Source organism: uncultured Parolsenella sp., assembly GCF_958346945.1.
Classification (GTDB): Bacteria; Actinomycetota; Coriobacteriia; order Coriobacteriales; family Atopobiaceae; genus Parolsenella.
On sequence record NZ_CATVTL010000002.1, the window covers coordinates 170,085 to 193,935 of the forward strand.

19 protein-coding genes and 1 tRNA gene are annotated in these 23,851 nt (G+C 66.6%); 2 read left to right on the forward strand and 18 right to left on the reverse strand.

What is annotated here, in order from left to right; all coding sequences use genetic code 11:
* The first annotated feature begins 209 nt into the window (after positions 1-209).
* Positions 210-2,048, forward strand: a complete 1,839-nt coding sequence (locus Q3866_RS02495; RefSeq protein WP_301829326.1) for a glycosyltransferase — start codon at positions 210-212, stop codon at positions 2,046-2,048.
* Between the two features lie 212 nt (positions 2,049-2,260).
* Here Q3866_RS02495 and Q3866_RS02500 read toward each other — a convergent pair whose 3' ends face one another.
* From Q3866_RS02500 to Q3866_RS02515, 4 genes are all read right to left on the reverse strand, one after another.
* Positions 2,261-3,268, reverse strand: a complete 1,008-nt coding sequence (locus Q3866_RS02500) for a glycosyltransferase (RefSeq protein WP_301829328.1) — start codon at positions 3,266-3,268, stop codon at positions 2,261-2,263.
* Positions 3,268-4,035: an ABC transporter ATP-binding protein gene (locus Q3866_RS02505; protein WP_293672865.1), complete on the reverse strand. Its 768-nt coding sequence runs from the start codon at positions 4,033-4,035 to the stop codon at positions 3,268-3,270. Before Q3866_RS02505 ends, Q3866_RS02500 begins: the two co-directional genes overlap by 1 nt.
* Positions 4,036-4,062: 27 nt before the next feature.
* Positions 4,063-4,911: an ABC transporter permease gene (locus Q3866_RS02510; protein ID WP_301829329.1), complete on the reverse strand. Its 849-nt coding sequence runs from the start codon at positions 4,909-4,911 to the stop codon at positions 4,063-4,065.
* A gap of 110 nt (positions 4,912-5,021) precedes the next feature.
* Positions 5,022-6,218 (reverse strand): EpsG family protein, encoded by a 1,197-nt coding sequence (locus Q3866_RS02515; RefSeq protein WP_301829330.1) that lies wholly within the window; start codon positions 6,216-6,218, stop codon positions 5,022-5,024.
* A 223-nt stretch (positions 6,219-6,441) separates the two neighbouring features.
* On the opposite strand from Q3866_RS02515, the gene Q3866_RS02520 reads away from it, so the two are divergent.
* A tRNA-Asn gene (locus tag Q3866_RS02520) sits at positions 6,442-6,516 on the forward strand.
* A 143-nt stretch (positions 6,517-6,659) separates the two neighbouring features.
* Here the strand turns inward: Q3866_RS02520 and Q3866_RS02525 are convergent.
* From Q3866_RS02525 to leuS, 14 genes are all read right to left on the reverse strand, one after another.
* Positions 6,660-7,289 carry a hypothetical protein gene (locus Q3866_RS02525; RefSeq protein ID WP_301829331.1) on the reverse strand — a complete coding sequence of 210 codons (630 nt, stop codon included), beginning with the start codon at positions 7,287-7,289 and terminating at the stop codon, positions 6,660-6,662.
* An 89-nt stretch (positions 7,290-7,378) separates the two neighbouring features.
* On the reverse strand, positions 7,379-7,963 hold the full coding sequence (locus Q3866_RS02530) for a tRNA (cytidine(34)-2'-O)-methyltransferase (protein ID WP_301829333.1): 585 nt from the start codon (positions 7,961-7,963) through the stop codon (positions 7,379-7,381).
* 23 nt (positions 7,964-7,986) lie between these two features.
* A complete protein-coding gene (locus Q3866_RS02535; RefSeq protein ID WP_293672860.1) occupies positions 7,987-8,526 on the reverse strand; it encodes a hypothetical protein in 540 nt (179 codons plus the stop codon).
* A gap of 224 nt (positions 8,527-8,750) precedes the next feature.
* Positions 8,751-10,070 carry an RNA polymerase sigma factor RpoD gene (gene rpoD, locus Q3866_RS02540; RefSeq protein WP_301829335.1) on the reverse strand — a complete coding sequence of 440 codons (1,320 nt, stop codon included), beginning with the start codon at positions 10,068-10,070 and terminating at the stop codon, positions 8,751-8,753.
* Between the two features lie 205 nt (positions 10,071-10,275).
* A complete protein-coding gene (gene dnaG, locus Q3866_RS02545; protein ID WP_301829336.1) occupies positions 10,276-12,240 on the reverse strand; it encodes a DNA primase in 1,965 nt (654 codons plus the stop codon).
* Complete coding sequence (locus tag Q3866_RS02550; RefSeq protein WP_301829338.1) at positions 12,237-13,331, reverse strand: riboflavin kinase; 1,095 nt, start codon at positions 13,329-13,331, stop codon at positions 12,237-12,239. Before Q3866_RS02550 ends, dnaG begins: the two co-directional genes overlap by 4 nt.
* On the reverse strand, positions 13,328-14,266 hold the full coding sequence (gene truB, locus Q3866_RS02555; RefSeq protein WP_301829340.1) for a tRNA pseudouridine(55) synthase TruB: 939 nt from the start codon (positions 14,264-14,266) through the stop codon (positions 13,328-13,330). The genes Q3866_RS02550 and truB overlap by 4 nt, the downstream gene beginning before the upstream one ends.
* 1 nt (position 14,267) lies before the next feature.
* Entirely contained in the window at positions 14,268-15,347 is a 1,080-nt protein-coding gene (locus tag Q3866_RS02560; protein ID WP_301829341.1) for a bifunctional oligoribonuclease/PAP phosphatase NrnA, read from the reverse strand.
* Between the two features lie 8 nt (positions 15,348-15,355).
* Complete coding sequence (rbfA, locus tag Q3866_RS02565) at positions 15,356-15,784, reverse strand: 30S ribosome-binding factor RbfA (RefSeq protein ID WP_293825406.1); 429 nt, start codon at positions 15,782-15,784, stop codon at positions 15,356-15,358.
* A 96-nt stretch (positions 15,785-15,880) separates the two neighbouring features.
* The gene (gene infB / locus Q3866_RS02570; RefSeq protein WP_301829344.1) at positions 15,881-18,520 is read right to left on the reverse strand and encodes a translation initiation factor IF-2; all 2,640 of its coding nucleotides are present in this window, start codon (positions 18,518-18,520) and stop codon (positions 15,881-15,883) included.
* 84 nt (positions 18,521-18,604) lie between these two features.
* The gene (gene nusA / locus Q3866_RS02575) at positions 18,605-19,864 is read right to left on the reverse strand and encodes a transcription termination factor NusA (protein ID WP_301829346.1); all 1,260 of its coding nucleotides are present in this window, start codon (positions 19,862-19,864) and stop codon (positions 18,605-18,607) included.
* Between the two features lie 60 nt (positions 19,865-19,924).
* Positions 19,925-20,452: a ribosome maturation factor RimP gene (gene rimP / locus Q3866_RS02580; protein ID WP_301829349.1), complete on the reverse strand. Its 528-nt coding sequence runs from the start codon at positions 20,450-20,452 to the stop codon at positions 19,925-19,927.
* Positions 20,453-20,636: 184 nt separating this feature from the next.
* Positions 20,637-21,146: a PASTA domain-containing protein gene (locus Q3866_RS02585; RefSeq protein WP_293825396.1), complete on the reverse strand. Its 510-nt coding sequence runs from the start codon at positions 21,144-21,146 to the stop codon at positions 20,637-20,639.
* Positions 21,147-21,209: 63 nt separating this feature from the next.
* Positions 21,210-23,783: a leucine--tRNA ligase gene (gene leuS / locus Q3866_RS02590; protein WP_301829352.1), complete on the reverse strand. Its 2,574-nt coding sequence runs from the start codon at positions 23,781-23,783 to the stop codon at positions 21,210-21,212.
* Positions 23,784-23,851: the final 68 nt, after the last annotated feature.

Sequence of the window (23,851 nt, forward strand, 5' to 3'; positions counted from 1 at the left end):
GCTCCCTTCACACAAAAAAAGACGCCTGTACCTAATACGGCCCGGGACGTCTGCATAGGTGGTTCATGTGGGGAGCGCTCACGCTCCAAATCCTTGCCGGTGTCCCGCACCGTCTTAAAGGTCTTGACCACTATACTACTCAGGAACGCATTCAACGCCACGAATTGTGGCTCCATTCGGCCTACGCACGACGCACAGGAGTTACGGACATGATCGAGCACAAGCTAGCGAACATCCTTCTGAGGCCCGCCGAGCATCTCGCGGGCCACGACGAGCTCTACGCGTTTGCCGCGAAGCCCCTCGCCTTCGACGAGGCGGGCGCCCTCGAGGTGAGCGAGCCCACCGACTTCATGACTTTCCTCAACGCGTGCTCCGCCGCCAAGTGGCGCACCTACTGCAGCATCGGCGAGGTCGTCCTGCACCTCGCGCTTTCGGGCGACGCCTGCGAAGTCATCGTCAAGGGCATGCCCCAGGGCGCCAAGGCCGAGGCCCAGAACACCGTCGAGCTGTCGCGCATCACCGTCGAGCCCAACGAGGGCGAGGTGTCGGCCGTGAGTGCCACGGTCGACACCGCGGGCATGGACCTCGTGGCCTTCGAGCTGCTCCCCTGCGGCAGGACCCTGCTGCACGGCGGCCACTGGGCGGCCCAGGTGGACGAGGGGCGCGTGCGCCCCATTGAGCTCGCGCTCTCCACTACCACCTTCAAGAAGGAGCACTACATCGTCCCCAACATCGAACTCATGCGCTCGAGCATGGCGAGCGAGGCAGACCCCATCTTTGGCCACTTCCACATGTTCGTGGTCGACAACGGCCGCACGCTCGACGCCGACGCCCTCTCCGACGACCTCGTGACGGTCATCGGCAACGAGAACGTGGGCGGCGCCGGCGGCTTTGCCCGCGGTATGCTCGCCGCGCTCGACTCGGGCGAGGGCTTCACCCACGTGGTCCTCATGGACGACGACGTGCACGTCTTCCCCGAGAGCATCAAGCGCACCTACAACCTGCTGGCGCTCGCCAGCGACGCCTACAAGGATGCCTTCGTGAACGGCGCAATGCTCTCCGTCGAGCAGCCCTGCCGCCTGTTCGAGGACGTGAGCCACGTGCTTCGCAGCGGCGTCTACCGCAAGGTCAAGCCTGACCTCTACGTCGACCGCCTCGACCAGGTGGTCGAGAACGAGCGCCTGAATGTCGAGGTTGACAACGCCTACGGCGCCTGGTGGTTCTCGTGCATCCCGGTGGCCAACATCCGCGAGAAGGGTCTGCCCCTGCCGGTCTTCGTGCGCTGCGACGACGTCGAGTACGGCCTGCGCTCGAAGCCCACCTACATGACGATGAACGGCATCTGCGTGTGGCACGAGAGCTTCGAGGGGCGCCCGCGTGCCTCGGTCGACTGCTATCAGTACGTGCGCAACTTCCTCGTCATGGCCGCCTGCGATGGCTTCGTCAACACCGAGCTGTTCATGACGCGCGTCTGGCGCAACGTCATGCTGCGCCGCCGCGACCTCGAGTACGGCGCGGCCGAGCTGCTGCTGCAGGGCGTTGAGGACTACCTGCGAGGCCCCGAGTGGCTCATGGAGGCAGACGGCAGCGCCCTCATGCGCAAGAACGGCCAGCTCAACGACAAGTTCGTGCCCGTGAGCGAGCTCGACCCCGAGCTCGTCGCCGCCGCGCGCCTGAATGAGGTCGAGCCCACCCAGCACCGCAGGCTGGGCCTTGCCGGCAAGCTCGTGAAGTCCATCCCGGGCGACAAGCACCTGCTTCCCGACGTACTGCTGCGCAAGACCCCCGGCCACATGCAGCGTCTCACCGACGTGGACTATGACATCGACACCCGCGCGGCCCGCACGATTGTCGTGCTCGATGCCACGGGCGAGAAAGCCGCCGTCCGTGAGATGGACCGCGAGCGCAACCGCCGCATCATAGCACGCGAGCGATCTCTCAAGAAGCGCTGGCAGCTCGAGCACGAGCGCGTCGCGCAGGCCTACAGGGACGCCTTCCCCACGATGACGGGCGAGGCCTACTGGCGAAGCCACCTTGGCATGAAGTAGCGGGCTGTTGCCACGAAGACCTGGTATCGGGGGCTGGCTTTCCGCCTGGGGAAGCCAGCCCCTTGTCATACGTGAGACCATGACGCAGCTGCTGGTACGCAAATGCAAAGGGCCGGCTTCCCACGGGGGAAGCCAGCCCTCTCTTCATGTTTGTGCGAATTGGGTCCAAGTAGTTGCGCATCGGGACAATTGCCCGAAGAGCCAAGCCTCGGCTACTTCTCGGGACGCTTGACGTACTCGATCTGGGGATGGAAGCGCAGGCCCTCGAGGGTGCCGCCCACGACGGCCCGGGCGCGCTCGAGCTTGCGGCCCTTGGCCTCGAGCAGGATGCGCGCGAGGTGGTTGAGGTCGCGGGCGGCCACGTACGCATAGCCCGCGGCGCCCTCGCCACGGTAGAGCACGATGTCATTGCGGTAGGCCAGGCGAAAACGCGCGATGCGCTCGCCCGAGTCGAGCGCAATGTTGCCCGCACCGTTGGTCTTGCACTTGTGCGTGACGATGCTCGTGCCCACCACGTAGCAGGGATACCTGCGCGAGACGCGGCGCGTGAACTCCCAATCGTCGGTCCAGATGAAGAAATCTTTGATGGGGAGCCCCAGCTCGGCGATGACGTCGGCCGGGACGAACAGCGACACGAACGACGCGAGCGTGCAGGGCTGCAGCTCGGGCGAGAAATCCTCGATCGTGGTGTGCAGCGGGTGGCGCTGGCGGTTCATCGAGCAGGGCGTGCCGTCGGTCCAGAGGCACACGCTCGTGAGGTAGCCGTACTCCCCCTTCAGACCCTCGCCGGCAAGCAGCAGCTCACGCAGGGTGTCGGGGTGGGTCATGCAGTCGTCATCCATGACCCAGACGTAGTCGTGGCCGCGCTCGACCGCGACGCGCATGCCAAAGTTGAAGCCGCCCGCGCCGCCAAGGTTCTCGCCGGTGTTGTAGTAGGCGATGCTCCCCTGCTCGACGAGCGGCGCCAGGGCCTGCTCGGTACCGTCGGTGCTCGCGTTGTCGACCACGATGACCTGCAGCTCATAGCCCGCGGCGAGACCAGCAAGGTCCTGCCTGGAGAGGCAGTCGAGGCACTCGAGAAGCAGGTCCTTGCGGTTGTAGGTCACGACGACGGCGGCGACGCTCTTCTTTGCGACGCCCTGCTCGGCCACGCCCTGCTCGGCCTTGGGGCCAAGCATGGAGCCGGCGCCCGGGGTCACGGCGACCTGCTCGGCCGCCATTAGTTGAACTGCTTTCGATAGGCCTGGCAGACCTCGTCGGTGTCACCGATCATGCGCTGGTGGCCCTTCTCGATCCACACGCAGCGCGTGCACAGGCGCTCGACCTGCTCGAGCGAGTGGCTCACGAACAGGACGGTGACGTTGCCGCTCTCGATGAAGTCGCGGATGCGGCGCTCGCACTTCTCCTGGAAGAAGACGTCGCCCACCGACAACGTCTCGTCGACGATGAGGACGTCGGGCTCGACGACCGTGGCGATGGCGAAGGCGATGCGCGCCACCATACCGCTGGAGTAGTTCTTGAGCGGCATGTCCATGAAGTCTTTGAGCTCGGCGAACTCCACGATCTCGTCGATGTGGGTGTCGATGAACTCCTTGGTGTAGCCCAGCAGGGCGCCGTTGAGGTAGATGTTCTCGCGCGCCGTGAGCTCAATGTCGAAGCCGGCGCCCAGCTCGATGAGCGGCGCGATGTTGCCATGGACGTGGACCGAGCCCTCGCTCGGCTCGAGCACGCCGGCGATGATCTTAAGCATCGTGGACTTGCCCGATCCGTTGGTGCCCACCAGGCCCAGCACCTCGCCACGGCGCACCTTGAAGCTCACGTGGTCGAGCGCGCGGAACTCCTCGAAGAACAGCTCGCGCTTGGCCAGCTTGATGAAATACTCCTTGAGGTTGTCGAGGCGCTCGCTCGCCATGTTGAAGATCATCGACACGTCGTTGACCTCGATGGCGTAGTCCTCGCTGGAGTTGTTGATGGTCTTATCAGCCATGCTAAGAAACCAACCTTTCGGCGTGGACTAGATGTAGAGGATGAACTTGCGCTGAAGCTTGCGGAAGACGGCGTAGCCGATCGCGATCATGACGACGGCCCAGAACGCGCACATGGCAACCGTGATGAGCTCGGGCGGCTGGCCGTTCAGCAAGATCATGCGCATGAACGTCACGTAGTTGTACATGGGGTTAGCCAGCATGATGACGCGCATGAAGGCGTAGGGCACCTGGGCGATCATGCTGACGGGCCAGAAGATCGGCGTGACGTAGCTCCACGCGAGGATGACGACACCCCACAGGTGGATGACGTCGCGGAAGAAGACGGCGAGGGCCGAAAGCAGCAGGCTCATGCCGATGCAGAAGCCCATGAGCAGCACGAGCAGGACCGGCAGCAGGACGACGGTCCAGGTGGGCATGACACCTTCCCACAGCATGACGAGCACGACCGCGATGAGCGAGAAGGCGAAGTTTACGAGCGAGAAGAGCACGCGCTCGACGGGAAACACCGTCTTGTTGATGCGGACCTTCTTAAGCAGCGGCGCCGCGTCGAGGATCGAGGTGACGCCCTGGTTGGTGGAGTCGGCGAAGATCTGCCAGGTGACGTTGCCGAGGATGAGGTAGAGCGGGTAGTGCTCGATGGAGTCATAGCGCAGGAAGAACGAGAAGACGAGCGACATGACGATCATCATGAGCAGCGGGTTGAGCACGCTCCACACGACGCCGAGAACGCTGCGGCGGTACTTGCGCTTGAAGTCCTTGCCCACGAGCTGGCGAAGGATGAAGTTCTGCTTGGCGCGGTCGCTCTTGGCGAACGCCTGCGACGCGGGAACGGCGGCCGGGACGCTGGTCGCCTGCGAGATCTGGTCTTGGGACAATGGGGTCTCCTTGACGGGCGGTTAGTTCTGCGCCGCGCAGGCGCTGAGGTGCCGGCCTGCGAAGCTCGCCCACAAGACGGCACTGACTCTCGAATGATACCAGTGGCCCTCTACGAGAGCATCCCCGCGCGGGAAAGCTCACCAAATACCGACTGATACGGCACAACGCCATACTGACCGCCACGAACCACCTGAACGTAGGTGGCCGCCAGCCACGCGACGATGATCAGAGCGGTGAAGATGCGACGGAGGCGAACGTCATCGACGCGCGCAAGCACGCGGGGCATGAGCAGGATGAGCATGGGCGCAAAGTAGCGGGCCACGCGGTCGACGATCGCGGGCAGGGCCGCCTCGGAGAGGTCGATGGCAAGCGTCAGCGTGGCGCAGAGCACAAGCGTCGAGTAGAGGGCGGACTGCGGCGCAGCGGCGCACTCGCCCCTCTCGTCCTCACGGCAACCGAGCCGAGGTGCAACGAGCGCAAAGAGCCAGGTGAATCCGGCGGTCACAACAGCGTTCACGCGCAGGTTGGCGCCGGCATAGACCGGGCTCGAGGGGTCGAAGTAGAGGCCGAAGCGCGTCTGACCAAAAAAGGTCTGCACCACGAATACGCCCGCAAAGGCAAGGACGAGAAAGCCCGCGAGGCAGGCGCAGGCCCGTCTGGGCGTGAGACGCAGCCTCGTCAGGGGCCAGACGGCAAGCCACAACAGACAGCTCACGTGCATCGTGGCGCCCAGTACCACCCAGGCGGCATAGCGAACGAAGCTACGGCGGGAGCCGCTCTCCCCCGCCACGCCCCCTGAGCCCACGAGCCTCTCGTCCCCCACCCACTCGAGGGCGTTTATCACGCAGGCGATGGCAAACCACTGCCGGGCGATGTTATAGGACTCGAAGTAGAAGCCCGCCACGAGGAACAACGTCACCGAGAACACGGGGGATGGGGACAGGCGACGGCACGCCCTCAGCACGAGCGCATACGTGGCCGCGGACATGATCGCAAACATCCACTGCGGGTTGTCTGTGAAGAGGTTGAGCACGCGTATGAGCAGATAGAAGCCCGGATCCATGCCAGGCGCAGGCGGCTGGCCAGCATAGAGGTGGTAAAGCTGCCAGTAGCCGAGGTAGCCGGAGGTGAACATCGTGGCGCTGTAGTCGACGCCGATGTCGTAGCGCAGGGCCGCAGGTGCGAGAAGGACCGCGAACGCGGCGACCCACAGCAAGCGTGCCGCGCGGGGTCGCCCGTTGCAGGCATATTGGGCGGCGGCCACCAGCGCGATGGCGACGGCTCCCGTGGCGAGGTAGACGAGCATGGGACTCCCTGGACGCCATAATCAGGCGCATCGAAGGCGGTCGGTATTCCAAAACAGTCTGTCATGATAGCCCTGAGCTGCGGGGATAGGAAGTCAGACGCGTCCGGGCACAATAGATCCCGCCATCTTCGAAAAAATGTCCAAATTTTCGCTTGCACAGCCGCGAGCCTTAGGTATACTAGCTATCGCGCTTCGGGTGCACGGCACTTCAAGGCGTACCGATTCCTCGGTAGCTCAATGGTAGAGCCCTCGGCTGTTAACCGAGTTGTTATAGGTTCGAGTCCTATCCGAGGAGCCAGAATATGATGACCCCGTCGCTTGCGGCGGGGTTTTCTTTTACCTCTCGACCCACGCCCGCGCCATCGCGATTCTCGAGGGATAGGGCGGCGCCAAGAACGCCGTTGCCGGGCAAGCGCACGTTTTTGACAAGCGTGCGGCCGCCTACTTGAGCTTGATGCTGATGCCAAAGTAGCGCGAGAAGCCGCCCTTGCGACGGGGAGGCTCCGGGGGCCTGCGCTCCTCCTCCACCGCACGGCGCAGCTCCTCCTCGCCAAAGCGCTCGAGCAGGACGTTGGGAAACGTGCCGTCGGGGTTGACGAGCTCCATGCGGCCGTTGATGGTGCGCGGCTTGCTCTCGGACGGGGCCTGCAAGCCATGGGGCCGCTCGTCCTCGTAGCCAGCCTCCTTCTTGCGCACCCTAAGCTTGGCGTCGGCAAGGTCGCGGTCCATTCTTGTCTGCTCGTAGAGGCTCCTGGGGTGCGGCGGTTCGATGATCATGAGGTTCCAGTCGCCAGGCTTGGGGTCGCCCTCGGCCGAGACCTCGACCCAGGCGCTGTCTGAGCCTTCCATACGGCGCCAGCGGCGCGTGCCCGCAACGGCGTCCATCTCCGCCCCATAGGGACCCGCCTCGACGTGGTAGTTCTCGGTAGCCGACTCCTTGACCTCGATGAGGCGAGCGGGGCCGTGCTCATCCACATAGCTGTTGAGCGCACGTGTGAGCTCGAATTCATTCACGACGAGCTCGTTGATGCCCTGGTCAGCACGTAGGAACGAGAGCCTGAACCTGATCATGGTGTCCTCCCCAAAAGAAGTGGCCAAGCCTCGGAATGGGGCTTGGCCACAGTAGTACCACGTTGGCAGGACATTAAATCGATGAGCTGCTACATTCCCTCGAAGCCGGTCTGACGCAGGGCCTCGTAGAGAACGATCGCCGCCGCGTTCGAGAGGTTGAGGGCGCTGATGCGGTAGTCATCGGGGTCGACGAAGTTGCCGCAGACGTCCTGGGCGAGCGCCACGTGGTCGCGCGCCTTGCCGCTGCGGGCGGCCCACTCACCGGCATCCGTGATGGAGGCGGCGTCTGGCAGCATGGGAATGCGCTCGCAACGCTGGGGCATGCGGACGAGCAGCCCCTCGTCAATGCCCGTCGACTCCTTGCCAAAGACGAGGAAGTCACCGTCGCGATAGGTCGACTCGGCATAGGTACGCCGCGCCTTCTTGGTGAGCAGGTGCAGGCGGGCGTCGCCCTCGACAAGGCCGCAGCGCTCGAGGAAGTCGTCCCAGCTTGCGTAGGTGGCAACGTCGAGGCTGTGCCAGTAGCCAAGGCCGGCGCGCCTCAGGTGGTCGTCGTTGAGCGAGAAGCCAAGCGGCCCTACGAGGTGCAGGCGCGAGCCCGTGACCACGCAGGTGCGACCGATATTTCCCGTGTTGGCGGGAATCTCGGGCTCGAGCAGGACGATGTTGAACATGTGAACCCCTACACCTAGCGACGCTAGAAGCAGAGCTTCACGAGCGCCTGCTTGAGGCCTTCCAGGCACTCCCAGGAGCCATCCGAGCCCTTCTGACAGTAGGCATCGGCCTCCTGCTGGGTGGCGGGGGCATCCTTGACGCACTGGAGCAGCACGGCGCCGGCCTCGGTGGGGGTCATGCCCTTGGACTTGGCCTGGAAGTCCGCGATGATGCCCGTGACCGAGCGGCAGGTGAGCTTGATCTTGCAGGTGGCGCTGCCGCCCGAGCCGGAGATGTCAGATATCTCGTAGTCGAAGCTCTGCAGGTAGGCGTCGACGAGGTCATCGGCCGAGACGCCCATCTCCTCGAGCTGGCTGCCCACATAGGTGTTGACCGTGTCCTTCACGAGGTCGACCGAGTCGCCCGAGTCGGCCTTGAGCTCGTCGAGGCGGCTGGAGATGTCGCTACCGATGGCGTTTGAGTCGTCGTCGGAGAAGTCGGAGCCGCCGCAGGCCGTGAGGCCCAGGGCAAGCACGCAGCACAGCGCCACGACGAGTACGGAAACGAAACGGTTGTGCCTCATGGCAACCTCCAAAGCGGCTCCGCACGTCTTGGCGTGAGGGGCGGACAGCGTAGTGCACGGCTTGCGTGCGTCTGATACGAATCGAGTAGCTTCAACTATACCGTTCATACCCAAGATGGCGCGAGAGGGACGAGCGGCACGCCGGCTAAGACATGCGAAAGCCCCGCCCGATAGCAGCGGCTCGCTGGTATCGGGCGGGGCGTAAAGGTCAAGCACTGAGAGGACTATTCCTCCATGTAGTCCTTGAGCTTGCTCGAGCGGCTCGGGTGACGCAGCTTGATGAGCGTCTTGGACTCGATCTGGCGAATGCGCTCGCGCGTGACGCCAAACTCGCGACCAACCTCCTCGAGGGTGCGGGGGTGACCGTCCTCAAGGCCAAAGCGAAGCTTGATGACCTTGCGCTCACGGTCTGCCAGGCCATCGAGCACCTGGTCGAGCTGCTCGCGCAGCATCGAGTCGCTCGCGGCCTCGGGAGGCGCCACGGCCTGGGCGTCCTCGATGAAGTCGCCCAGCTGGGAGTCCTCCTCCTCGCCAATCGGCGTCTCGAGCGACACGGGCTCCTGGCTGATCTTCTGGATCTCGCGGACCTTCTCGGCGCTCATGCCCATCTCCTCGCCAATCTCCTCGGGAGTGGGGTCGCGACCAAGGTCCTGCAGCAGCTGGCGCTGCACACGCACGAGCTTGTTGATTGTCTCGACCATGTGGACCGGGATGCGAATCGTGCGGGCCTGGTCGGCGATGGCGCGCGTAATGGCCTGGCGGATCCACCAGGTGGCGTACGTCGAGAACTTGAAGCCCTTGGTGTAGTCGAACTTCTCGACCGCGCGGATGAGGCCGAGATTGCCCTCCTGGATGAGGTCGAGGAACAGCATGCCGCGGCCCACATAGCGCTTGGCGATGGAGACGACCAGGCGCAGGTTGGCCGAGATGAGGGCCTGCTTGGCCTCCATGCCCATCTGCTCGACGCGCGTGAGGCGGCGCAGCTCGACGCGGGAGAGCTCGAGCTCGCCACGCTCGTGGGCCTCGAGCTTCTCAGCGGCCTCGGTGCCCGCCTCGATCTTCATCGCAAGGTGGACCTCCTCGGAGGCGTTCAGAAGGTCGACCTTGCCAATCTCCTTGAGGTACATGCGAACCGGGTCGCCGGTGAGCATGACGGTGGCCGCGTCCTGGCGACGACGGCTCTTGAGGCTCGAGCCCTTCTTGCGCTTGGGCGCGCTGGGAATCGTGGGAATCTTCTCGACGGGGGTCGAGTCATCGTCGTTATCGTCGAACGAACCCATGCGGTCGTTGGAGTCTTCGTCGTCGGAGTCGTCCTCGACGGGCACATCGTCGCCGTCGCTTGTGATCTCGACGCCATGCGAGCGCAGGGCGCCATAGAGGTCCTCGAGCTCGTCGTCATCGACGTCGACCTCGCGCAGGGCAACCTGGATGTCGTCCTCGGAGACGCTGCCCGAGGCCTTGGCGGTCTCAACAAGCTGGCCGAGCGCCCCCTCAAGCTCGGAGGAAAGCTTCGGTTCGTTCTTGGTCTTATTAGTCGTTGCCACAGACTTCCTCTCGACGTCCATACGATGCACAGATGATTTCTAGTATCTCCTGAACAATGCAGCGTAAGCATGGAAAAGTCATTTAAACATAGAAAAATCCATGCGTCCACGCGACCGTTCGACCCCCTTTGGGCGAGATGGGCCCGCGCGGCCGCGCGTCTTCGCAAGCGAGCGTTCGCCCACCCGCGGCGCCTTGCCGCGCGCCCTACTCGAGCGGCTGTGCCGCGCGCACCTGGGCGCGCCGCTCCCTGAGCTGCCCCAGCTCGACCAGCGCCGCGCGCATAGCCTCGGGGTCGGCCGAGGAGAGGCCACTCGTGAGCTGGGCGATGCGCCTGTCAAGCGAGCGGATCTCGGCCTCCCCCACCACGAACTCGACGTTCTTGCTCTCGTCCCAGCCGCTCGTCGCGTCGAACTCGCTCGCGCTCAAGATCCTGGGCGCGTCAGGGCAGGCGCGGGTCGCGAGGTTCACGGCGTCTGCGGGCGTGGTGCCCTCGGGCGTGCCGAGGATGGCCCAGGCGATCGTCTCATGACGAGCGTCAGCCCAGCTAAACGTCGAGATGCGGTCGGCATAGGGCCGGAAGGCGTCGGGATTCTTGGCGAGCAGCGCGAGCAGGTTGCGCTCGGCGCGCAGCTGCGTGCGGTCCTCGGTCGAGAGGGCGTCGTCGCCAAAGGTCGAGGGCCCCGCCGGCGCAGCCTTCACGGGGGCGGCGCCAACCGCAGGGTCGACGTCCGAGCCGAAATCCTCCGACACGTAGTCGTAGGCGAACTCGTCGTAGTTGGGACCGTCCTCGACGGGCGACGCCGGGCGCGCCTGCCTGCCCTGGCCACGCCCGCCCTGGTAGCGCGCCTGCGCTCCATAGCGAGTCGAGGCGTCCTCGACCTCCTCGACGGGCGTCTCGCGAATCTTGCGCTTGGCGGCCTCGGCGTCGACGCCCAGGCGGGCTACGACCTGCTGGACGTAGGAGTCGAGCAGGTAGGAGTCCTTGAGCGGGGCCAAGATCTTGGCCACCTCGTCGAGCGCCCCAAGGCGCAGGCCCGGGCTCGACAGATCGCGCGTCTCGAGCGTCTTGTCGAGCACGAAGTCGATGAGGGGCCGCGCGCCGCGCAGCTGCTCGCTCATGGCCTCGGGGCCATGGGTCTTGAGGAACTCGTCGGGGTCTTGGTTGTCGGGCAGCACCACGCAGGTAAGCGCCGCCTTCGTGCTCTCGGTGAAGCGTACGGCGGCCTGCGCGGCATGCTGGCCGGCCGCATCGCCGTCGAACATGCAGACGATGGTCTTGGCGAAGCGCGACAGGGTGCGCACGTGCTCGAGCGACAGCGCGGTGCCAAGGGCGGCCACCGTGTTGGTGAAGCCCGCTTCGTGCATCGAGATGACGTCCATGTAGCCCTCGGTCACGATGGCGTAGCCCTTCGCGGCGATGCTCTCCTTGGCGTAGTCGAAGGCGAACATGTGCTTTGACTTGTGGAAGACGCTGGTCTCGCGCGTGTTGAGGTACTTGGGCTTGGCGTCACCCATGACGCGACCGCCAAAGCCGATACAGCGGCCCTGCTCGTCGTGGATGGGGAACATAACGCGGTTGTAGAACTGGTCGCGGGCGCGTCCCGAGCGCGACGACACGAGGTCTGCCGCCTCGAGCTCGGCACGCGAGAAGCCCTGGGCCGTGAGCTCACGCATGAGCGACACGCCGGGGTCGGCAAAGCCGAGGTGCCAGCGCGAGCAGATGTCGGAGTTGAAGCCGCGGCCCGCAAAGTAGCGACGGGCCTCGGCGGCCGCGTCGCTCCTGCCGCGCATGAGGCGCAGCGCGTAGGCCGACTGGGCGGCCTCGAGCGCGTCGATGACGCGCGTGCGCTTGGGGCCGCGGGGCGCGCCGCCGCGCGGGGCGTCGTCGATGTCGATGTGGGCGCGGTCGGCAAGGTAGCGCACCGCGTCGAGAAAGTCGAGGCCCTCGCGGCGCATCACGTAGTCGAAGACGTCCCCGCCCGAGTTGCAGCCAAAGCAATGCCACAGGCCCGTGGAGGGGGTCACGTGAAACGACGGGCTCTTCTCGTGATGGAAGGGGCAGCAGCCCCAGAAGTCGTTGCCGCGCGGGCGCAGCACGACCGTCTCGGAGACGAGCTGAACGAGGTCGGTCGCCTGGCGCACCCGCTCCTTGTCCTCGTCCGTGATCATAGGATCGCTCCCTCCCCCAGATAGCTCCTCACCCAGGCGACATTGCCCAGAACCGTGCGCTCAAGCTCGTCGAGCGACGCGAACGTGTGCGGCGCGCGCAGCCACGCCACAAACGACACCGACAGCTCGGCGCCGTAGAGGTTTCCCTGAAATCCCACGAGCGTGGCCTCGAGGAAGGGCTCGCCCTGCTCGCCCCCGAAGGAACGCGGCGCGCCCACGTTGACGGCCGCGGGCCAGGCCGAGGAGCCGTCGCAGACGAGCGCGGCGTAGACGCCCTCGGCAGGCAGGCAGGCGGAGACGTCAACGCGAACGTTGGCCGTGGGAAAGCCAAACGAGGTGCCCTCGCCCCGGCCGTGCTCGACATGACCGCGCACGAGGTGGTAGCGGCGCAGCAGGACGGCCGCCGCCTCGACCTTGCCCTCGTGGAGCAGGCCGCGGATGCGCGTGGCGCTCACCGCCCGCCCGTCCTCGCAGACGAGCTCGTGGCCATGAACGGCAACGCCAAGGGGCTTGCCCACGGCGGCCAGGGCACGAACGTCTCCGCGGCCGCCCGCGCCCATGCGGAAATTCGCGCCAACGTGAAGCGACACCGCGCAAAGCGGGCGCACGAGCCAGTCGACGAGGAAGCGGTCGTGGGGCGTTGCGGCCAGGCGCTCGTCGAACGGCACGACGAGCACGGCATCGACCCCCAGCGTGGCGAGCATGCGCACGCGGTCAGCCACGCTGAGCAGCGACTCGTTGACGATCGGGCCAGACAGAACCGCCGCGGGGTCGGGCGAGAAGGTCACGGCGACCGAGGCGCACCCGCGCCCGGCGGCCTCGTCCACCGCCGACGCCACGAGCGCACGGTGCCCCGCGTGCACGCCATCGAAGGCGCCCACGGAGCAGACGCAGGAGACGTCGGCCGAGCCGATGCGCTCGCCCAGCGGGGTCATGGCATAGAGGCGCTCGCCTGTGCCGATGATGCGGGCATGCGGGAGCGCCTGGTCGAGCGCGGGGCCCGCCACCAGACGCTTCGCGAGCTCGGGGGCGCTCAGGACATGGTCCCAGGCAGGGCCCAGCGGACTTGCCGCCTGTGGCTCGGCGCTCATGGGCGCACTCCCATGATGCCCGCGGGGAAGTTGGTCTGGCTCACGAGCTGACGGCCGGTGCGGCGCCAGACGCCATAGAGCTTGCCCTCGTTCACGAGCGAGACGAGTCCTCCCTCGGCCACCTGCGAGGACACGGCGCCAACGGGCAGGCGCTTTCCGCAGGCTGCATCAGCAAGCTCGGCGGCCGTGAGGATGCGGGCGGGAAGGCCCAGGCAGGCCGCGGGGTCGAGCGACGCGGAGTCAAGCAGGGCAGCCCCTTCGGCCTCGAGCCTCTCGAGGTTCACGCACGAGCCCAGCGAGATGGACCCCGAGCTCGTACGCGTGAGTCCGCCCAGGTGGGCGGCCGTGCCGCAGGCACGCCCCAGGTCGCGCGCGATGGCGCGGATGTAGCAGCCCTTGGAGACGTCGAACGAACAGAGCCAGGCGCAGGCGCCATCGACGTTCTGGATGGCAACGAGCTCGGCGGCGTGAATCGTCACGGGACGCGCCTCGAGCTCGACCTGCTCGCCGGCGCGGGCGCGCGCATAGGAGCGCACGCCGTTCACCGAGATGGCCGAGTAGGCGGGCGGAACCTGCATGAAGCTGCCCACGAGCGACGCCAGCCGCTCGCGCGCGGCGGCCTCGTCGAAGGCCCAGGCGGGAACGTCGGCCGTGCGGGTGACGGAGCCCTCGGCGTCGTCGGTGTCGGTCTCAGAGCCAAAGACCACGAGGCCCATGTAGCTCTTGCGCTCGGCCGTGAGCAGGCCCATGAGGCGCGTGCCCTGGCCCACGCCCACGACAAGCACGCCCGACGCATCGGGGTCGAGCGTGCCGGCGTGACCCACGCGGCGCTCGCCCAGCGCGCGGCGGACGTGCGCCACGACATCATGCGAGGTCATGCCAAGGGGCTTGTCGACACCTATGAGCGCGTTGATGCCACTCGTCCCACGACGCATATCAGACCCCTTTGCCAAGCTCGAGTTTCATTTGCGGGTTGGTGGGGACGACGTCTCGTCCCTCGTCGGCGGCATGGAGCACCGCCTGGAGCTGCGGCAGCACCGTCGCGAGCGTGGCGTCGATGCCATCCTCGGAGGTGAAGCCGGCCGCAGCCTTGTGGCCGCCGCCGCCCAGCAGGCGGGCGACGCCGGAGATGTCGTGCTTGCCCTTGGAGCGCAGGTTGCCGCGCACGCGGCCGTCGGGCAGCTCCTTGAGGAAGAGCGCCACCTCGGAGCCCTCGACGCTGCGCACGACGTCGATGAGGCCGTCGCACTCGTCGGGGCGCGCGCCCGTGCGCTCGAGGTCGTTGCGCGTGGCGTAGCTGTAGGCGATCCGACCGTGGTCGAACGTCACGATGCGGCCCATGACCACGCTCTCGAGGTGCAGGTACGCGAGCCTGAAGCTCTGGTACACGTTGAGCGAGATCATCGAGGGACTCGCGCCCGCGTCGACGAGCATGCTCGCGCACTCGAAGGCTTCGGAGTCGGCGTTCTGGTACTGGAAGCGGCCCGTGTCGGTGACGATGGCGCAGAACAGGCAGTTCGCGATCTCGGGCGTGATGTGCGCGCCAAGGAAGAGGCCGAACTCGGCGATGATCACGCCAGCCGCCGCGGCGTCGGGGCGGATGAGGGCCACGTCGCCAAACGGCGCGGTGCAGGGATGGTGGTCCATGATCGCCACGTGGGCGCTGCGCTCGAGCACGGCCTGCGCGCGGTTGAGGCGCGGAGCCACCGACAGGTCGACCACGATGAACAGGTCGGGCGTGCCGGCGTAGTCGCTCGCGCGCACGAAGCAGTCCGCCCCCGGGAGGAAGCGGTACAGGCGCGGCACGGGGGCGTCATCGGCCAAAAGGCTCGTGACGTGCTTGCCCTCCCAGTGCTGCGAGATGATCCGCTCGAGCGCAAGGCCGCTGCCGAGGGCGTCGCCGTCGGGGTCGGTGTGCGCACAGATGACGATCTCGGTCGCCTCGTCGATGAGGCGCGCTATGCGCCCGAACTTCTCGCGCTGCTCGGCAAATAGCTGCTCGTCTCCAGAGTCCATGCGCTCCCCTATGCCTCGCTCGACTCGTCCTCGGAAGGCTCGTCCCCGCTGGCCTCGCTGGCGATGGGGTAGCCAAACTCGTCCTTCTCCACGTCGATGGTGGGCGGACGCTGCTCGAGGGCGCGGGCGATGCGCTCGGCCTCGTCGGTCGAGGTGTCGATGGAGAACGCGAGCTCGGGCGTCACGCGCCATCCGAGGGCGCGGCCAAGCAGCGAGCGAATGCGGCCCTTGGCGCGCTCGAGGGCGGCCATGACCGACTCGTAGCGCTCGGGCTCGCACGTGACGTAGGCGCGCACGAACGAGCGGTCGACGGAGACCTCGCAGCCCGTGAGGGTCACGAGGTCGAGATCGGGGTCGGCGACCTCAAAGAGAAGGATGCTCGCAAGCTTCTCGCGGGCGATCTCGCCGGAGCGGCGCGAATTTGCGTTCTGCTTCATGTCTGCTCCTGCCTAGGTGGGGCGGGGCGACCCCAAGGGGCCGCCCCACGCGTAGTCGCTAGTCACAGGCCCCGCGAGCTGCGGGGGAGCCCAAACCTACTCGGTGCGGGCAACCTGGATGATCTTGTAGCCCTCGATGACGTCGCCAGGCTTGATGTCCTGGTAGTTCTCGAGGCTGATACCGCACTCGAAGCCGGCCTTGACGCTCTTGACGTCGTCCTTGTAGCGGCGCAGCGAGGCAATCTTGCCGTCGAAGACGACGATGCCGTCGCGAACGAGGCGGACGTTGTCGTCGCGGCTGATCTCGCCCTCGGAGACCATGCAGCCGGCGGCGATGCCGGCCTTGGGCACCTTGAAGGTGTCGCGGACCTCGGCCGATCCGGTCTGGTGCTCCTCCTCGGTGGGCTTGAGCATGCCGATGCGGGCGGCGTCGATCTCCTCGATGGCCTTGTAGATGACGCTGTAGGTGCGGATCTCGACGCCCTGGTGCTCGGCGGCAACGCGGGCCTTGGCGTCGGGGCGTACGCCAAAACCGATGATGATGGCGTTGGAGGCGTCGGCCAGGGTGACGTCGGTCTCGGTGATGGCGCCCACGGCGGAGTGGATCGTGTTGATGCGCACCTCGGACTGGTCCATCTTGTCGAGCGAGTCCTGAAGGGCCTCGATCGAGCCCTGGACGTCGGCCTTGATGACGAGGTTGAGCTCCTTGACCTCGGCATCCTCCATCGTGGAGAAGAGCGTCTCGAGCGTGACGTGCTTGACGCGGTTCTGCTCCTCGATGCGAGCCTTGAGCGCGCGCTGCTCGGCCAGGGCGCGGGCCTCGCGCTCCTCGGTGAACACGCGGAACTCATCGCCGGCGGCGGGGACGCTCTGCAGGCCGAGGATCTCGACCGGGTCGGAGGGCCTGGCCTCCTTGACGGTGTTGCCCTTGGGGTCAAGCATGGCGCGGATGCGCCCGTAGGACATACCGGCGACGATGGCGTCGCCGACGTGCAGGGTGCCGCGGGTCACGAGGACCGTGGCGACCGAGCCGCGGCCGCGGTCGAGCTTGGCCTCGAGGACGTTGCCGGAGGCGAACGTGTTGGGATTGGCCTTGAGCTCAAGGACGTCTGCCTGGAGCAGAACGGTCTCGAGAAGCTCGTCGATGCCGATCTTCTTCTTGGCGGAGATGTTGACGAACATGTTCTGTCCGCCCCACTCCTCCGGGATGATGCCGTACTCGGTGAGCTCCTGGCGCACCTTGTCGGGGTTGGCGCCGGGCTTGTCGATCTTGTTGACGGCCACGATGATGGGCACGCCGGCGGCCTTGGCGTGGTTGATCGACTCGACCGTCTGGGGCATGACGCCGTCGTCGGCGGCGACGATCAGGATGACGATGTCGGTGACCTTGGCGCCACGGGCACGCATGGCGGTGAACGTCTCGTGACCAGGGGTGTCGATGAAGGTGATGACGCGGTCGTTGATCTTGACCTGGGAGGCGCCGATGGCCTGGGTGATGCCGCCGGCCTCGCCCTCGGCGACGCCGGTGTGGCGGATGGCGTCGAGCAGCGACGTCTTGCCGTGGTCGACGTGGCCCATGACGGTGACGACCGGGGCGCGCGGCAGCAGGTCCTTGGGGTCATCGTAGAAGGTGAAGGAGTTCTCCTCCTCCTTGGTCATGACCTTGACCTCGCGGCCCAGGTCGTCGGCGACGAGCTCGATGAGGTCGTCGGACATCGACTGGGTCATCGTGAGCGGGCTGCCCAACAGGAACAGGCGCTTGACGATGTCGGAGGCGGGGACGTTGAGCAGCTCGGCGAGCTCGGCGACGGTGGAGCCCGTGGGGACCTTCACCATGCCAATCTCGGCGACGTTCTGGTCGTTGGCGATGGCCTCCTCGATCGCCTGCTCCTTGGCGGCCTGAGCGGCCTGCTTCTGGCGGCGCTCCTTGCGCTTCTTACGGCGGCCGGTGGACTCGCGCGAGGCCTCCTCGACGCTGGCGCGGGCCTCCTCGAGGACGCGCTCGCGGTTGTACTCCTCGGCGGCCTTGGCCATGCGGCTGTAACGGTCGCCCTCCTCCTCGCGGTGGCCCTTGTGCTTGCCGCGCGAGGCCTTGGCGGCCTTCTCGGGGCTCACGGGCGTGGAGTCGGCCACGTTGTTGTTGGAGCGGGTGGCGCCGGAGGCACCGCTGCGCTGCGGGCGGCCACCGCGGCGGCTACGGCCTCCGTTGTTGTTGGCCTCGGCCTTCTTGGCGGCCTGCTCTTCGCGCTGAGCCTTGAGAATCTTCTCCTGCTGGGCAATCTGGTCGAGCAGGCTCGTCATCGAGGGCACGGACTTGGGGGCGTTGTCGCGGACGCGGTTGCGCTCCTCCTCTTCCTTGCGCTTGCGCTCGGCCTCGGCACGCTCGGCCTCGGCCTTCTTGCGGGCCGCCTCGGCGCGGGCGCGCTCGGCCTCGGCCTTCTTGCGCTCGGCCTCGCGGCGCTTCTCGACCTCGATGCGCTCGGCCTCGGCGCGGGCGCGCTCCTCGGCCTCGGCCTTCTCCTTGGCCTCGGCCTCGGCCTTCTTGGCGGCCTCGATCTCTGCGGCGCGGGCCTCGAGGATCGGCGCCATCTTCTTGCGGACGACCATGACGTAGGCGTCCTCGAGGGCGCTCGATGCGGACTTTGCCGGAATCATCATGTCGGAGAGGTGCTGGAGCATCTCCTTGCTCGTCATGCCAAATTCCTTGGCAAGGTCATGTACGCGGGTCTTTGCCATGTGGCCTACCTTCCTTACGGGCATGTACCGGGCGGTTTATGCCCGAGGTGTCAGAAATGGACGTGTGAGGTTAGCCTGAACGCCCTAGATGAGCGAGTCGGGGTCGTCGGAGACCTCGGCGCCGTCGACGAGGTCGAGCTTCTCGTGGACGCCACAGAAGCGAGAGCCCGGACGGGCCATGTTGCGGCACTGGATGCCGGAGGGGCCCACGTACTCGCAGCGGTGGCCCTCCTCCTCGTCACCGAGAAGGTCCTCGGCTTCCTCGACGGGGGCGGGCATCTGGGACAGGACGCCGGCGGCAAGCGACTCGTTCTTGATGTCGATGTGCATGCCGGTGAGGCGGGCGGCGAGACGGGCGTTCTGGCCCTCCTTGCCAATGGCCAGGGAGAGCTGGTCGTCGGGCACGATGGCCGTGACGAAGCCCTCCTCGAGGGTGATGACGCGGTTGACGCGCGCCGGGGAGAGGGCGTTGGCGACGCACTTGCAGGGGTCGTCGTCCCACAGCACGACGTCGACGCGCTCGCCGCGCAGCTCGCTCACGACGGTGCGCACGCGGCTGCCCTTGGGGCCGACGCAGGCGCCCACCGGGTCGAGGCGGTCATCGAGCGAGGAGACGGCGACCTTGGAGCGCACGCCCGGCTCGCGGGCGATGGAGCGGATCTCGACGACGCCGTCGTAGATCTCGGGGACCTCGAGCTCGAAGAGGCGACGGATGAGCTCGGGGTGCGTGCGCGAGATGACGATCGAGGGGCGGGAGTGCTCGCCGCGGACCGGCTGGGCGATCTGGGCGTTAGGGTCGCGCACGTCGATGATGACGGCCTTGATGCGCTGGTTGTGCGAGTAGCGCTCGCCGGCGGGGCGCTCGTTGCGCTCCTCGGGGTGGCGCTTGCGGTCGAAGTGGGGCAGCTCGGCCTCGACGCCCTCGCGGATCTTGACGATCGTGAAGTCGGGGGTCGACTGCAGCACGGTGCCGGTGATGATGTCGCCGACGCGCTGCGAGAACTCCTCGTAGATCTGTTCGCGGGCGGCGTTGCGCACGATGGCGTTGATCTCGGCCTTGGCGTGCTGAGCGGCGATGCGGCTCGTGTCCTTGGGCGTCACGTCGATCTCGTCGAACTCCGTGTAGTTGCCCTCCTCGTCCATCGAGTCGTCCTTAGGGACGAGCTTGTAGACGTAAATCTTGCCGGTCATGCGGTCGATCGTGACCTTGGCGCCCCAATCGAGGTGCATGAGCGTCGCGTAGCTGGCCGCGAGCGACTGCTCGAGGCGGTCGAGCAGATAGAGCTCGTCGATGTGCTTCTCCTGGCAGAGCGCCATGAGCGCTTCCATCATCTGAGATGCCATGTGTGCTAATCCTTCCTGGCCGTGTCATCCAAAGGCGCCCGCGGCGCCCATCATGTCTTGCTACTTGCCCTGGGCCTTCTTGCCGCCCGACTTGTCGAACGTCTTCTTCTCGCCCTTGGCGAAGGTGGGCTTGATGGCGCAGCGGCGAATCTCGTCGAGCGCGAAGGTCTGCTCGCCGTCGTCGGTGTCGATCACGACGAGGTCGTCCCTCATGCCCACGAGCTTGCCCGAGAAGCGCTTGCGGCCCTCGACTGCCTTCGTGGTGAGGGCGACCTGCTCGCCGGCGAAGCGCTCGAAGTCGCGCTCGCGGCGCAGCGGGCGGTCGAGGCCAGGGGAACTCACCTCGAGGGTGAAGGAGCCGGGGAACGGGTCGACGACGTCGATGACCTCGGAGACCCACTCGGTCTGGACCGCAACGTCGTCGAGCGAGATCGTTCCCTTGGCCTCGTCCATCCAGTCGAGGCGGACGCGCACCGTGGGCGCCTTCGTGGCACCAACGAGCTCGACCTCGAGGACGTCGACGCCATGCGCGGCACCGGCCACCTCGAGGGCCTGGAGAATGGCGGCGGCCTTGTCTTCCTGTGCCATCGGGCCTCCCTTCAATCCGTGGCCGCGAGCGACACGGCCTACCTACAGACAAAGAGATGCGGGGCGAAAACTCCACCCCACATCCCTCAGTCAATCCTACTATCCAAGCCAGTGTAGTAAACATCCTGCTAGAGCGTCAAGATGCAAACTGTGTAGCATCCGTGATGATGCCCGGCGGCCCATCCTAGGCGCCCGCCTCGGCAACCACGACATCGATCGTGACGGTCGAGCCGGCGTCGACGCGCTGGCCAGCCGTGGGGCTCTCGCCCACCACGACGCCCGCCTGCCTCGAGGCGTCCGACACCTCGTTGGTGCCCACGGCAAAACCCTTCTCCTCGAGCTTGGCCGTGGCCGAGGCGCTGTTCCAGCCCGTCACGTCGGGGACAGTGCGCCCGCCAATGATCTCGCTGCGCCAGGCGACGAACACGACAGCCGCGGCGAAGGCGACGACGAGCACGAAGCCGAGCAGCACGCGACCGACGCGCTTGGCCGTGTGCGAGCGATCGCGACGGCCCGCTCCCCTGCCAGAGAGGCCCTCGACGCTCCTGCGCGAGGCGGCCGCGCGGTCCGCCGAGGCGCGCGAACCCGCCTCGGCGCCATGGGAGGCGCCGGCAGAGAGCCTGCTTCCGCAGGCGGGGCAACGCGCGGGCAGCAGGCCCTCGCCCAGCTCCTGGCCACAGTGGGGACACCTCATGCGCAAAACCTCCCATACGAGCGGGCGGCACCCCAAGCGAGGCGCCGCCCGGTGAGTCAGATGCTAGTTGGCGACGACGTTCACAAGCTTGCCGGGCACGACGATGACCTTGCGGACCGTCTTGCCCTCGAGCTGGGAGGCCACGGCGGCCAGCGCCGCCTTCTCGGTCTCCTCCTTGGAGGCGTCGGCGGCGACGGTGGCGTGGCCGCGGACCTTGCCCATGACCTGGACCGCGATCTCGACCGTGTCGGCCACGGCGAGCGCCGGGTCGAACGTGGGCCACGGCTCGTTGTAGACGGAGCCCTCGCGGTGCAGGGCCTCGTGGAAGAGCTCCTCGGCCCAGTGCGGGCAGATCGGAGCGAGAATCGCCACGATGTCGTGGGCGACGCGGTAGTCGAGCGCGTGGTCGCGCTGCTCGGCGGGGGTGTCGTTCACGTACTTGCTCGCGGCGTTCACAATCTCCATGATGGCCGAGATGGCGGTGTTGAACTGGCCGCGGTCATAGTCGGTCGTGCAGCGGTCGCCCAGGCCGTTGAGCTTGCGGAACAGCTCGGCGGCGGACTCGCTCAGCTTCGCGGGGTCGAACTCGCCCTCCTGGGCGCCCTCGACGAGCTTCCAGACGATGGACCAGGCGCGCTTTATGAAGCGGTTGGCGCCGGCGACGGCGTCCTCGTTCCAGTCGAAGTCCTTCTCGGGAGGGGCGATGAAGAGGATGACGAGGCGCATGGTGTCGGCACCGTAGGGCTCGATGACGCTCGAGGGCGGCACGACGTTGCCCTTGGACTTGGACATGGTGTCGCCGTGCTCGTCCTTGACCATGCCCTGGCACAGCAGGTTGGTGAAGGGCTCATCGGCGTCGATCATGCCCAGGTCGCGCAGGACCTTGGTCCAGAAGCGGCTGTAGAGCAGGTGCAGGATGGCGTGCTCGATGCCGCCGATGTAGTTATCGACGGGCATCCAGCGGTCGACCGACTCCTTGGAGAAGGGCAGCTGGTCGTTGTGCGGGTCGCAGTAGCGCAGGTAGTACCAGCTGGAGCACGTGAAGGTGTCCATCGTGTCGGTGATGCGTTTGGCGGGCTTGCCGCACTTGGGGCAGGTCGTCTCGTAGAACGGGGCGTACTCGGCGAGCGTCTCGCCCGCGCCGAGGTTGAGGTTCTCGGGCAGCGTCACGGGCAGCTGGTCATAAGGAACCGGCACGTCGCCGCAGCAGTCGCAGTGGATCATCGGGATGGGGTTGCCCCAGTAGCGCTGGCGCGAGATGAGCCAGTCGCGCAGGCGGAGCTGGACCTTTTTGCGACCGGCACCGCGCTCCTCGAGCCAGGAGATGATGGCGGCCTCGGCCTCGGAGTGCTTGCCGCCCTTGAGGCCGGTAAACTCACCGGACTGCACGAGGTAGCCCTCGGCGACCATGGCCTTGTCCCAGTCGACGCTCGTGACGCGCAGCTCGCGCTCGTCCTTGAGCTCCTCGTACAACGGGTCTTCCTTCTCGCAGATGATCGGGGCGATCTCGAGGCCGTACTTCTTGGCGAAGTCGAAGTCGCGCTGGTCGCCGCAGGGAACGCCCATGACGGCGCCGGTGCCGTAGTCGAGCAGCACATAGTCAGCAACCCAGATGGGGGCCGGGCGGCCGTTGATGGGGTTGATGACGTAGCGGCCCGTGAAGACGCCGTGCTTCTCGCGCGCGGACCCCTGGCGGTCGATGCTCGAGACCTGCTCGGCGGCCTCCTTGAGCTCCTTGAAGGCGGCCTCGTGCTCGGTGCCGGCCACGAGCTCGGCGGCAAGCGGGCTCTCGGGCGGCAGCAGGAAGAAGCTCACGCCAAACAGGGTGTCGGCGCGGGTGGTGAAGACGGTGATCTTACGGTCGGTGGGGGTCACGCCGTCGGTGTCGGCCAGAGTGAAGTCGATCTCGGCGCCCTCGGAGCGGCCGATCCAGTTGCGCTGCTGGGCCTTGACGTTCTCAGGCCAGCCCTCGAGCTTGTCGAGGTCGTCGAGCAGCTCCTGGGCGTAGTCGGTGATCTTGAGGTACCACTGCGACAGCTCGCGCTTCTCGGGAATCGAGTCGCAGCGCCAGCAGCGGCCCTCGACGACCTGCTCGTTGGCCAGGACGGTACGGCACTTGGGGCACCAGTTGACCGGCGAGGTGGCGCGATAGGCCAGGCCCTTCTCCCACATCTTGAGGAACATCCACTGTCCCCACTTGTAGTACTCGGGGTCGCAGGTGCGCACGAGGCGGTCGTAGTCGTACGAGAAGCCCATGCGCTTCATCGTGGACAGGGCGTTGTCCATGTTCTGGTACGTCCAGGCGGCAGCCTGCGTGTTGTGCTTGATGGCGGCGTTCTCGGCGGGCAGGCCGAAGGCGTCGAATCCGATGGGGTGCAGCACGTCGTAGCCGCGCATGCGGGCCTGGCGCGCCATGGCGTCGCCGATGGTGTAGTTGCGGGCATGGCCCATGTGCAGGTCGCCCGAGGGGTACGGGAACATCTCGAGGACGTACTTCTTGGGCTTGTTGGGGTCCTCGTCGGTCTTATAGGTGCCCTTCTCGGCCCAGACGCGCTGCCACTTGCTCTCGATGGCGGAGGCGTCGTAGGCGGGGAACCTGTCACCCATGGAGACGTTGGTATCGTTGACGTCGCTCATGCGCGACCTCTCTCTTCAAAAGTCGTACAGACATTCAAGTTATGCACTATAGCAGCAAAAGCGCCCGA